Annotated in this window: 9 protein-coding genes; 7 read left to right on the forward strand and 2 right to left on the reverse strand. The window is 41.5% G+C overall.

Going from position 1 to position 12,488, the window contains the following annotated elements; translation table 11 throughout:
• The first annotated feature begins 58 nt into the window (after positions 1 to 58).
• Complete coding sequence (locus tag MZ182_RS06170) at positions 59 to 1,870, forward strand: M61 family metallopeptidase (protein WP_248065654.1); 1,812 nt, start codon at positions 59 to 61, stop codon at positions 1,868 to 1,870.
• 81 nt (positions 1,871 to 1,951) lie between these two features.
• Here the strand turns inward: MZ182_RS06170 and rdgC are convergent, their stop codons facing one another.
• Complete coding sequence (gene rdgC, locus MZ182_RS06175) at positions 1,952 to 2,866, reverse strand: recombination-associated protein RdgC (RefSeq protein ID WP_011918960.1); 915 nt, start codon at positions 2,864 to 2,866, stop codon at positions 1,952 to 1,954.
• A 291-nt stretch (positions 2,867 to 3,157) separates the two neighbouring features.
• Between rdgC and MZ182_RS06180 the strand changes: the two genes are divergently transcribed.
• From MZ182_RS06180 to MZ182_RS06200, 5 genes are all read left to right on the forward strand, one after another.
• Positions 3,158 to 4,123, forward strand: coding sequence for a porin (locus MZ182_RS06180; RefSeq protein WP_011790080.1), 966 nt, complete (start codon positions 3,158 to 3,160; stop codon positions 4,121 to 4,123).
• Positions 4,124 to 4,309: 186 nt separating this feature from the next.
• Positions 4,310 to 4,999: a phosphate regulon transcriptional regulator PhoB gene (gene phoB, locus MZ182_RS06185; RefSeq protein WP_011623460.1), complete on the forward strand. Its 690-nt coding sequence runs from the start codon at positions 4,310 to 4,312 to the stop codon at positions 4,997 to 4,999.
• A gap of 79 nt (positions 5,000 to 5,078) precedes the next feature.
• Positions 5,079 to 6,377 carry a phosphate regulon sensor histidine kinase PhoR gene (gene phoR / locus MZ182_RS06190; RefSeq protein WP_011790079.1) on the forward strand — a complete coding sequence of 433 codons (1,299 nt, stop codon included), beginning with the start codon at positions 5,079 to 5,081 and terminating at the stop codon, positions 6,375 to 6,377.
• A gap of 226 nt (positions 6,378 to 6,603) precedes the next feature.
• Positions 6,604 to 7,575: a PstS family phosphate ABC transporter substrate-binding protein gene (locus MZ182_RS06195; RefSeq protein WP_011790078.1), complete on the forward strand. Its 972-nt coding sequence runs from the start codon at positions 6,604 to 6,606 to the stop codon at positions 7,573 to 7,575.
• 465 nt (positions 7,576 to 8,040) lie between these two features.
• Positions 8,041 to 9,879, forward strand: coding sequence for a M1 family metallopeptidase (locus MZ182_RS06200; RefSeq protein ID WP_248065655.1), 1,839 nt, complete (start codon positions 8,041 to 8,043; stop codon positions 9,877 to 9,879).
• Positions 9,880 to 10,443: 564 nt separating this feature from the next.
• On the opposite strand, the gene MZ182_RS06205 is transcribed toward MZ182_RS06200, so the two are convergent.
• Positions 10,444 to 10,929, reverse strand: coding sequence for a glutathione peroxidase (locus MZ182_RS06205; RefSeq protein WP_248065656.1), 486 nt, complete (start codon positions 10,927 to 10,929; stop codon positions 10,444 to 10,446).
• A gap of 147 nt (positions 10,930 to 11,076) precedes the next feature.
• Here MZ182_RS06205 and MZ182_RS06210 point away from each other — a divergent pair, with 147 nt between their 5' ends.
• Entirely contained in the window at positions 11,077 to 12,447 is a 1,371-nt protein-coding gene (locus MZ182_RS06210; protein ID WP_248065657.1) for a magnesium transporter, read from the forward strand.
• Positions 12,448 to 12,488 lie beyond the last annotated feature (41 nt).

The following is a 12,488-nucleotide window of genomic DNA, read 5'->3' on the forward strand; positions in this document are numbered from 1 at the left end:
CATCGACTTGTTATACTTGGGGAAATTATAAGAAGCATAATAACAGAAGGAAGCAAGAGTGAAACCCAACAGATTATCAATCTTGATGCTAAGTGGATTTTTTTCAGCCAGTGTATTTGCTGATGTAAACTATGAAATTGATTTAAGCCAGCCAGAGCAGCATTTGGCACATGTTAGGGTCATGTTTCCTGAGACGAGTGGTCACAGTTTTACCGTTAATCTTCCTGTGTGGCGTACGGGGAAATATCAAGTATTACCTTTAGCCGATGGCGTGCGCCTCTTTAGCGCTCAAGACAGTAAAGGTAATGAGCTGCCGTGGAAGCGCACGGCGAGCGGTGAATGGCAAGTTACGCTCAAACAACCGACCCGTGTAACGGTAACTTACCAGTTATATGCTAATGAATTAGATCAACGGGTTCGTCATATTGATGCCAGTCATGCGTTTTTAGATGCCAGTGGTGTGTTTATGTTCAGTCCGCAATTTAGAGCTGAACCCGTTGAAGTGCAGTTAAAAGTGCCTAAAACATGGCAAAGCTATTCGGGAATGGCTTCTGGTCATTTAGCCCATTCTTTTATTGCGCCCAATTATGACGTGTTAATTGACTCTCCTATTGAAACAGGCATCAGTACTCATAGAAACTTCAGTGCAGATGGGAAAAAGTATGAGCTTGTTTTTTGGGGAGAAGGAAATTACAACGTCGATAAAATAGTTAAGGATTTAACTGCATTAAGTCGTCAAGCAAAAGCCATTTGGGACGATTATCCTTTTGAGCGTTATGTTTATATGGTACATGCTACCAGTGGCGCAAGTGGGGCGACTGAACATTTAAACTCCACTATTATTCAGCTACCCCGTTTTAGTTTTCGGGAACGTAGGGATTATTTACGCTTTATTAGTACGGCATCCCACGAATTTATCCACACTTGGAATGTCAAAGCTTATCGCCCTGATGGGCTCGTCCCCTATGATTACCAGCATGAAAATATGACGGAATTATTATGGATGGCCGAGGGTTCAACTAGCTATTTCCAAGGACAGTTACTCCTTCGGGCAGGTGTGATGACACCAAAAGAGTTTCTCGACGATTTAGCCAAACGTATTGAAAAAAACCAACTTAATCCAGGGCGAGAAACTCAGTCTGTCGCCGAGGCCAGTGCAGGGCAATGGGCTAGTACGGGTGGCGATTATGCGATTAATCACAGTGTGAATATTTACTCCGAGGGCTACTTAACCTCTTTAGCCTTAGACTTCTCACTTCTCGAAGACTCTAAACTGAAGCATTCTTACCGTGATGTGCACCGTCGTTTATATCAAAATCATCGGGTGCCGAAGGGATATACGGTCAATGATGTGCAGCAAATTCTAAAAGATTTATCAGGTAAAGATTACACTCCTTGGTGGCACGCTAATGTGAATCGTCCTATAAGCCTAGATTACCCAGATCTGTTAGCACAGGCTGGTTTGGTTATGTCCTATGGAAAGGATTCCAAAGCTGAGGCATTTGCGGGCATGACCTTAAGCAGTAAATATGGATCTTTGGTATTAGATCAAGTATTGCGTAATGGTCCCGCATGGCAAGCGGGCATTGTAGCGGGTGATGAAGTCCTCGCGATTAATGGTCTTAAGGTAACAGCTACAGGCTTTAATAAACGGATAAAAGATTTTAATGCTGGCGATAGCATTGAAGTAACCTTATTTAGCAACGATAAAATCAAGCAAGTGACTCTGAAACTGGGTGAGCAACAAAGTGGTATGCTGATGTTAAAGGGCAATGCTAATGCAACTAAGCAGCAAAAGGCGTTCTTTAAGGCATGGTTGGGTATTGAGTGGCCTTTTGATAATCGAGGCGAATTAGCGGTTAAAATCTAACGTATTTATGTTGTTATCTGGATTAAAAGCGCGCCTAATTTAGCGCGCTTTTTTATCATGTACTCGTTATTAAGTGAGGAGTTAGTCTTGTGTTTCTTCTAGTCCGCCAAGGGCTGATACAAGTGCGTGCATTAAGGCAACTAACTCGCTACCCATTAATGCAAAATCAGCATCTAAACGTGCCATAGGATCATCAGTACCGACTTCATCGTTCCCCGCTCTAAATTCTTCAGAGAATTTAAGACGTTTCACGCTAGCATCCGATTGCAGCAATAGCGCGATGGATTGACCAAAGTGCAGGGCTAATTTATGAACTTGTTTGCCCGTCGCTAAGTGAGCGAGCACTTCATCTTCTTTTAGATCCTGTTGCTTAAAACGTACAATGCCACCTTCATCTGCTTCTGATTTAAGCTCTGCTTCATCTTGCATTTCAAAGGGTAATGGTGCACTGCCATTCTTTAACCATTCGGTTAAATGGGACTCAACAGGCGCTTTAAAACTTAAGGGGATCACTGGCAAACTGCCGAGAGCTTTACGTAATAACGCTAATAATTCTTCGGCCTTAGTGGCACTTGAACTATCAACGAGGATCATTTCCAGCTCTGGTAAAATCAGTGCGCGAGTCTGGCTACGGCGTGAAAATGCCCGTGGTAACAAACTGGTGATAATTTCATCTTTAAGAGCATCTTTCTCTTTTTTTGCCAGTTTTCGATTTTCTTCATCCTCAATGAGAGCCACTTTTTCTTCAAGTGCTTCCTTGATGACTTGGCCTGGGAGCATTTTTTCTTCTTTAGTCACACAAATTAAATGGCGATTGTTGGCACTATGCACCAAGGAACTGCCTTTTTTTCCTAAGGCATTGGAAAACCCAAATTTACTGATGTCTTGGCTTGAGCATGGGGAGAAAGTGAAATCTGCAAGTGCGGTTTCAAGTGCTTCAGTTTCGACGACAAAAGGTTTATTAAAACGATAAAGAGTAAGATTTTTAAACCACATAAGAGGCGCTCATAGGAAAATAAAGTGGCAGTTTACGGCATAGTTGGGGCGGGGTAAACCTACACGCAATAGCTTAATCTAAGGGCTAATGCAGAATTCATTAAATTGTAACATTCCGGTTTTTAAGTTATTACTTATTGATATTAATGGCATTTAATTTTTATTGCTGACGTATTTTTCCGTGTATTCACCTAAGTTGTCACACTTGAAATAAAACTGAAACAGATTCATTGCACACTTTCGGTCGTTCCAAACCAATAACCAAGACGAACATAACGTCGAAAGGATTAAATGATGAACGTTTTTTGTAAAACTCTACTTGCTTCTGCGCTAGCTTCTACAACTCTGGCTTCAGCTTATGCCGCTGAACCACTGACTGTTTATGGTAAGTTGAATGTCACCGCTCAATCAAATGATGAGAAGGGTGATGCTACAACAACTATTCAAAGTAATGCTTCTCGTTTTGGTGTGAAGGGCGATTTTGCGCTGTCTAGCTCGCTTGAAGCTTTCTATACTGTGGAATATCAAGTTGATACTGGTAATGCATCAAGCGATAACTTTACTGCACGTAACCAATTTGTTGGTTTGAAAGGTGCTTTTGGTTCGTTCTCTGTGGGTCGTAATGATACCCTGTTGAAAATTTCTCAAGGTGATGTTGACCAATTCAACGATCTTTCTGGTGACTTAGGTAAACTATTCAAGGGTGAAGTTCGCGCAGCTCAAACGGCGACTTACCTCACGCCTTCAATGGGTGATTTTGTCTTTGGTGTGACCTATGTTGCCGAAGGAAATGCTGTAAAAGATCAATTTGCTCAAGACGGCTTTAGTTTAGCGGCCATGTATGGTGATGCAAAGCTGAAGAAAACTCCCGTTTATGCATCTATTGCCTATGACTCTGATGTGTCAGGATATGAGATTGTTCGTGCCACATTACAAGCTAAGTTAGCGGGTATTAAATTGGGCGGTATGTTCCAGCAACAAGAACAAACTTACAAATTAGACTCAACTAACTTACCTGTTGAAGTCTCCACAGATAGTGTTAACGGTTATCTGTTAAGCGCTGCCTATGATATTGATGCTGTGACGTTAAAAGCACAGTTCCAAGATATGGAAGACCTTGGTGATTCATGGTCAGTAGGTGCAGATTACAGCTTAGGTAAACCAACTAAACTATTCGCTTTCTACACGAACCGTTCATTAGAAGCGTCTACAGATGATGACAAATATATAGGTGTTGGCTTAGAACACAAATTCTAAATTCAGCATTAAGACTCAATTAAGGAGGCATGTTGCCTCCTTTTTTATTGCTATAAACAAACAGTTATATAAACTTATTGTGACAAATATTGTTACTGTATGGCTTAAATAGTGCGCTTATTCATAAATCTGTAATAAAAATGACTAATAATAGTCGTGTTGACATTCACTGACAGAAAATCACTTATGACTGCAAGGATATTGATAGTAGAAGACGAGTTAGCTATCCGTGAGATGCTGACTTTTGTAATGGAACAGCATGGGTTTACCACCTCTGCGGCGGAAGATTTTGATTCGGCCATTGCGCTGCTAAAGGAGCCTTACCCCGATCTGATTTTATTAGATTGGATGTTTCCTGGCGGAAGTGGCATTCAATTGGCAAAACGTTTAAAGCAAGATGAATTCACCCGCCAAATTCCGATCATCATGTTAACCGCCCGCGGCGAAGAGGAAGATAAAGTCAAAGGCCTTGAAGTTGGCGCCGATGATTACATTACTAAGCCTTTTTCCCCAAAAGAGCTGGTCGCACGTATTAAGGCTGTATTGCGTCGCAGTGCACCGACTCGTTTAGAAGAAACCATTGATGTACAAGGCTTATTGCTTGACCCTGTGAGCCATAGGGTGAGTGTGGGTGATACTGTTCTTGATATGGGGCCGACTGAGTTCCGTTTATTACACTTCTTTATGACACACCCTGAACGCGTCTATAGCCGTGAACAGTTGCTCGACAATGTATGGGGCACTAATGTGTATGTTGAAGACAGAACCGTTGATGTGCATATCAGACGCCTTCGTAAAGCCGTTGAAGAGTCTGGTCATGATCGCTTGATCCAAACGGTTCGTGGTGCAGGTTATCGTTTTTCAACACGCATATAGTGCTGATGAGTGATAGGCACAAGTAGCCTTTTAGGCTATCTTGTCCTTCTCTTATTTAGCCTGATGTCTGGGTTTATTTATGTTTAACTCTTATTCAGGGTACCGGTTGTTTACACGCTTGGCAGTGTATTTACTGCTTTGTTTGCTAATTGGTTTATTGGTAGGGAAGCCCCTCTGGATACTCGTTGTTGGTCTGCTCGGTTTACTGTGTTGGCATTACCAGCAATTGACACGTCTCAACTTTTGGCTGTGGCGAGACAAAAAACTCACTCCACCTCAAGGGAGCGGTAGTTGGGAGGGCGTGTTTAATGGTATTTATCGCCTACAGGGAAAAAACCGCCGTAGAGTGGGGCAACTTGCTGCGCTTTTAGCACGATTCCGTCAAGGAGCTGAAGCATTACCCGATGCTGCTGTGGTGCTTGATTCTGAGCATAATATTTTATGGTGTAATAAGTTAGCGCAACTGATTCTCGGTTTTGTGTGGCCGCAGGATAATGGTCAACGAATCGATAATTTAATCCGCCATCCTGATTTTTCCGCTTATATCAAAAGTGCACAATATAAAGAACCGCTGGAGTTACCTTCGCCTGTATCGGATAAGCGTTTACTTGAAATCCGTATCATGGCTTATGGTGACAGACAATTGTTATTAATTGCGCGGGATATTACTCGTATACGTCAGCTAGAGGGAATGCGTAAAGAGTTTGTCGCTAATGTGTCACACGAACTTAAAACGCCGCTCACTGTGTTACAGGGCTACCTCGAAATGATGCAAAGTATGGCAGAGCCTGATTCGATGAATGTCAAGCCGCTGGCATTAATGCAGCAGCAGACTCAACGCATGCAATCCATGGTCGAACAGCTATTAGTGCTCTCGCGAATTGAAGATGCGGCAGATATAAATTTAGAGAACACCGTTAATATGTCGCAATTAATGGAAGTCCTTAAAGAAGAAGCGAAAGCACTTGCTCAAGATCGGTATGAGTTGAGTTTTTACTGTGAATCAGGACTCGATTCACACGGTAATGAGTTACAACTTAGAAGTGCTTGTTCTAATTTAATTTCTAATGCTATTCGCTACACAGAGCCTGGCGGCAAAATTACCGTACAGTGGCGAAGTGTGGCTACGGGCGGGCTTTTTAGTGTGACAGATACGGGGGAAGGTATTGCACCACAACACATTGCTCGTTTAACGGAGCGTTTTTACCGTGTCGATAGCGCTCGTTCTCGCCAAACCGGCGGCAGTGGCTTAGGGCTGGCGATTGTTAAACACGCACTTAATCACCACCATAGTGAGTTAACGATTACAAGTGAAGTGGGAAAAGGGAGTACTTTTAGCTTTGTGATCCCGCTGCATTTAATCAAACGCAAGAAATAGCATATGTAAAATATTGGATTTATTAATAATAAAAACAGGCCATTACGGCCTGTTTTATTTTGTTTATCTCACCTTTGCAGGACGGTGAACTCAAAAAAATATAAAAATGTGACATTGTCATCTAAGTGTCACATCACAGACATAGAATTGTCATTGTAGCAATTGATACTGGCTGCGTCTGAAGAAACTTAGTTAGAAATTAGTTAGCTTACTACTGGAGCATATAATGAAACTGAAAAAGCTTGTCGGCGCGATGACTCTTACTGCCGCTGGTGTATTCTCTGCCACTGCCATGGCATCGATTGATCAATCTCTGCCTACTTATGAGAAAACAAGTGGCGTATCAGGCAATCTATCATCTGTAGGTTCGGATACTTTAGCCAATATGATGACATTATGGGCTGAAGAATTTAAGCACATGTACCCTAACGTTAATATCCAAATTCAAGCTGCTGGTTCTTCTACAGCGCCACCAGCGTTGACAGAAGGGACTTCACAGTTCGGTCCTATGAGCCGCAAGATGAAGCCCAACGAAATTGAAGCGTTTGAAAAGCATTATGGTTATAAGCCTACAGAAATTCGCGTAGCAATTGATGCTTTAGCTGTGTTTGTACATAAAGACAACCCAATTAAAGGTCTAACTGCAGAGCAAGTTGATGGTATTTTCTCCTCTACGCACAAATGTGGTGGCAGTGATATCCAACGTTGGGGTGATTTAGGCCTTGACGGTAACTGGTCAGCAAAAGATGTTCAACTCTACGGCCGTAACTCTGTATCTGGTACTTATGGTTATTTTAAAGAACATGCTCTTTGTAAAGGTGATTTCAAAGCCAACGTGAATGAGCAACCCGGTTCTGCTTCGGTAGTGCAATCAGTATCTCAATCACTTAATGCTGTGGGTTATTCTGGAATTGGCTATGTTACAGCAGGTGTAAAAGCTGTGCCTATTGCCAAGAAAGGCAATGAGTTTATCGAAGCGACACCTGAAAATGCAGCTAACGGTACTTACCCATTATCACGTTACCTATATGTTTACGTGAACAAACAACCAAACAAAGATTTAGCGCCAATGGAAAAAGAATTCATCCGTTATGTGCTGTCTAAGCAAGGTCAGCAAGTGGTAGAGAAAGACGGTTATGTCACTTTACCCAAAAGCGTTGTTGCTAAAGATTTAGAGCAATTAGGTATTCGCTTGTAAGTTAAGTCGTATCACACTTAAGGACCTCTTCGGAGGTCCTTTTTTATGGGGAGGCTTTGAGAGAAAGATTTAAGTACAAACGAAGGTATAAAAAAAAGCAACCTAAGTAGGTTGCTATAAATTCCAAATCGGAATACCGGGATGATCGCGCTAGAAACCATCTAAAGGAGAATGATGATGAACGAAGAAACTCATTGCAAAGATTCGGTTCATAATATCTGACTCAAGGTTTGAAAATTAGTTCACACAAAGAGCAAAAAAATTTATATAAAAAGATTAATACTGCGTAATAGATGCTTTCTACAACAGCATTTTATCAACCTACCCCCCTTAAACGGCAAATGCCTAGAATATGCTTAGTTACAAAAATCCGATGATACATCCTGATCATACCATTTGCGTCTGACTAAATTTGCAGTCGATAATGTGTCTTAATTGCTACAGTGAATACAGGTTATCGAGGCTATGTCGATAGAATCAACACACAGTCATTTATTTATCAATACCGATTGGGATCTGACCCGAGATTATCATTCTTTTGCCAATAGCGAACAGGTGCAAGTGACCCATGTCTCTTTGGAGCTATCGGTGGATTTTTATGCTCAGCGCCTTACGGGTAAAGCGACACTGTCATTGAACTTTGTGCAATCACATGTTGCAGAGCTTTGGCTTGATACTCGAGATTTAACCATACTTGCCGTGACAACCGTTAATGCAGAGCCCCTTAATGTAGAGTTCCTTGATTTTGAATTCCAAGAAAACAATCCAATCCTAGGGCAAAAACTCTGTATTCGTTTACCTCGCACTCCTTGCTATCAGATTTGTATTGAATACCAAACATCCCCCAATGCACAAGGGTTGCAATGGCTAACGCCAGAACAAACCGCGGGTAAACAACAACCTTACCTCTTTAGTCAATCGCAACCCATTAATGCTCGTAGCTGGATCCCACTGCAAGATAGCCCCAAAGTGCGAATTACCTTCGACGCTAAGGTACATGTACCACAGGGGATGCGTGCTGTAATGAGTGCTATGAATCATCCAGAAACCCCATTAGAAGGCGCCTTTACATTTGAGATGGAAAAGCCCATTCCTACTCACCTAATGGCATTAGCTGTAGGAGATATAGCTTTCCAAGCAATAGGTCCAAGATGTGGCGTTTATACTGAACCCAGTATGCTTAAGGCTGCCGTTGCCGAATTTGATGATACCGAACATATGCTCGAGGTTGCTGAAGCATTACTTGGTCCCTATGTGTGGGATCGCTATGACATCATAGTGCTGCCACCGAGTTTTCCCTTTGGTGGAATGGAAAATCCAAGATTGGCGTTTTTAACGCCAACCTTGATTGCTGGGGATAAAAGTTTGGTGTCAACCGTTGCCCATGAGTTAGCCCATTCTTGGACAGGGAATTTAGTGAGCAATGCAACTTGGCGGGATCTTTGGTTAAACGAAGGTTTTACCACCTATTTTACCAATCGAATTGTCGAAGCCGTTTATGGTAAAGAACAGGCTGAATTAGAGTGGGTGATAGAGTTTGGCCGTCTAAAAGAGGAAATGACCTCGTTACCTAAATACAAACAAACCTTACCTGCGAATGTGCAACTGGACGATCCCAATCTTGCGTTTAATCGCTTTACCTATGATAAAGCTTCCATGTTTGTTCACGATCTAGAACATAGACTCGGAAGGATTGAGTTCGATAAATTTTTAATCAAATATGTGAGCCATTTTGCTTTTAAAGCCATCACGACCGAGGAGTTTGTCACTTATGCTCAAGCAACCATATTACAAACATATCCAGATAAAATAAGTGAAGTAGAGCTGCTTGAGTGGGTTTATGGTGAAGGCTTACCAGAATGGTATAGAGGTCCAACTTCGTCGAGTTTAGATAAAGTGGATGATGCACTGGCGTGTTTTTTACAGGGGACAGCGGCAAGTCATTTAACCGTTAAAGGTTGGCGAGTTCACCACTGGCAATATTTTTTGAGTCAATTACCTGAAGTTTTGACCCAAGTCCAACTGATGGATCTTGATGACACTTTTCATTTCACCCAATCTAAGAATGCAGAAATTGCCTGTGATTGGTTTAGAGTGGCAATTCGTAATCACTATGATCCAGTTTTGCCAGCTTTAAGTGCTTATTTGATACGCATTGGCCGAGGTAAATTTGTGCGAGCGCTTTATGCAGAACTACAAATTGCTGGATATGATACCGAATTAAAAGAAATTTATGCTAAAGCTCGTAAAGGGTATCATCCATCGATTCAAGTACAGTTGGATAAGTCGTTAAAATGCCCATAAATTTGAGATAAAAAAATGGCAACCAGAGGTTGCCATAAAAAATCAGAGTAGAATACAAAAGAATTCAGTGCGCTAGCGTGTTTTCCGTTGTATCCCAAAAGGGAGATGATGATGAACGACTAACCAACCTGACTCAATGCGATAAAACAGAAACTGTATCATTTGAATGAAGCTCTTTATCTAACAAGCCCCACTACCAAGTGTGCATTTAATCTCATTTGCTAATCCTTACGTATATTCAGAGTCATCATTTTTTGTAAAGTTCACTCGTTTTAGAAAAAAAGAGAAAATATTTTTTGGGATATGTTCAAGCAACCTAAATAGCAACATTTTGGGCATAGTAAAAGTGAAATGAAGAGATAAAAAAAGGCAACCAAACGGTCGCCTAGTGACCTACTCCTAGGTCAAGGGGCTGCGCTAGAAGCCCTTGGGAGAATGATGAACATGAAAAAGACATTCGCTGTTCAATACATTTGAGTGGTGCGTACGGTTAAAGTTCAATTTTATATTAAAAAAATTAATTTATTTTTTTAACTGAATATTTTCAGATGGATAGACAATAAATTATTTTAACAGTGCGTTAATCTTACTGGTTAATGCTTCAGGTTTTGTCGTTGGCGCGAAACGTTCAATGGCTTCACCTTGACGATTAACTAAAAATTTAGTGAAGTTCCATTTGATCCCTTCAGTGCCTAAAACTCCTGGAGCGGCTTTTTTTAAATACCGATATAGAGGGTGGGTATGCTCGCCGTTCACTTCAATTTTAGAGAACAGTGGGAAAGTCACCCCAAAATTCAATTCACAAAAATGTTGGATCCCTTCCTCATTTGCTTTTTCTTGGGCACCAAATTGATTACAAGGAAAACCGAGTACCACAAATCCCTCATCTTGAAATTGTTTATACAGTGCTTCTAACCCTTTGTATTGAGGTGTAAATCCACACTCACTAGCGGTATTAACGATCAATAAGACTTTACCTTGATACTGTGCCAAGGATACGGTATTGCCTTGAATATCTGTTGCTGTATGGCTGTAAATATTTGATGTCATGTTTATCTCTCCCTTATGTAGGACAATAGCATAATTAATAAATAAATTTATAACAATATACTTGTGTGCAATTCAGTTGTCTTGTTTGCTAATTATCTTAAATATCAATATAGTTACGTTAATTTAGTTGTAAAAAAGGGCGTTCATGTGACTGAACATCAAGCCGAATATGAAACAAACACTCAGGTAGATGTGGGACAGGTTGTTCAACAACTCACTGATGTAGAAGGTGAAGAGCAAGCTGAGGTCTTTAGCGAAATTCTAAACGAGGCGGAACCTGGCACCATTGCTCTGGTGCTTGAGTCTTTACCTTTAGATGAGCGTTACGAGCGTTGGCAGCAGGTTGAGTTTAGTGAACGTGTCACAGTACTCAGCTTGATGCGTGCCGATCCCCGTATGGGGATTTTGCAGCGGATGCCAAATAATGAAGTGGATTTGTTATTTGCGCAATTAAGCCCAGAAGATTTAATTGAATGGAGCGATTACCTCCCCGAGAGTTTTACTGACCGTGCATTGGCGCAAATGGGGGAGCGTCAGCGACAACGTTTTGAGTTATATGATCAATATTCAGAGAATCAAATTGGTCGCTATACGGATCACCAAATGTTGGTTCTCAGTGATAAGGCAACCGTTGCTCAGGCACAGCGTTTTTTCCGCCGTATAGAACTCGATTGTAATGACAATCTGTTTATCGTTAATGATGAAGATAAATATCAAGGTACGGTAAGGCGTTACGATATTTTTAAGCACAATCCCGATGAGTTATTAATTTCACTTCTAGCTGCGGATAGCAGAGCCTTGTTCGCCGATACGAGTTTATTGGATGCGGCTGAAGCGATTGAACATAGCCGTGAAATTGAATTACCCATTATTGATGATCTGGGTGAGTTAATTGGCCGCGTGACGCTGCGAACTGCAACGGCGTTAGTGCGTGAGCACTATGAGGCGCAATTAATGGCAACAGCAGGTATGGATGAGTCAGACGACTTATTTGCACCTATTATGAAAGGCGCTCAACGTCGAACTGTTTGGCTCGGTATTAACTTACTCACTGCATTTTTAGCTTCAGCCACTATCGGGCTTTTTGAAAATGTGCTTTCACAGGTTGTTGCTCTGGCAGTATTGATGCCGATCGTCGCTTCTATGGGCGGGATTGCTGGTAGTCAATCGTTGACACTGATGATCCGTGGTATGGCGATGGGGCAAATTTCGGTAGGTAACGTGTTTTCATTAATGAAAAACGAACTGGGTATAGGGATTGTCAACGGTATTTTGTGGGCCATCGTGATTGGTATTGTCGCTGGTTGGTGGTTTAGTGACAATACCATTGGCATTGTAATTGCCTGTGCCATTCTGATTAATATGGCTGTAGCCGCGTTAGCTGGAGTGCTGGTTCCTATGGTATTACAAAAGTTTAATCAAGATGCGGCATTATCAGGTTCAGTCATTTTAACGACAGTTACGGATGTGGTGGGCTTTTTTACTTTCTTAGGCATGGCAACCTTACTCTATTTATAATGGAACATGGCGGCATTTAGGGGTTTAACCAATAAATAATA

Source organism: Shewanella sp. JNE2, from assembly GCF_023159115.1.
Classification (GTDB): domain Bacteria; phylum Pseudomonadota; class Gammaproteobacteria; order Enterobacterales; family Shewanellaceae; genus Shewanella; species Shewanella putrefaciens.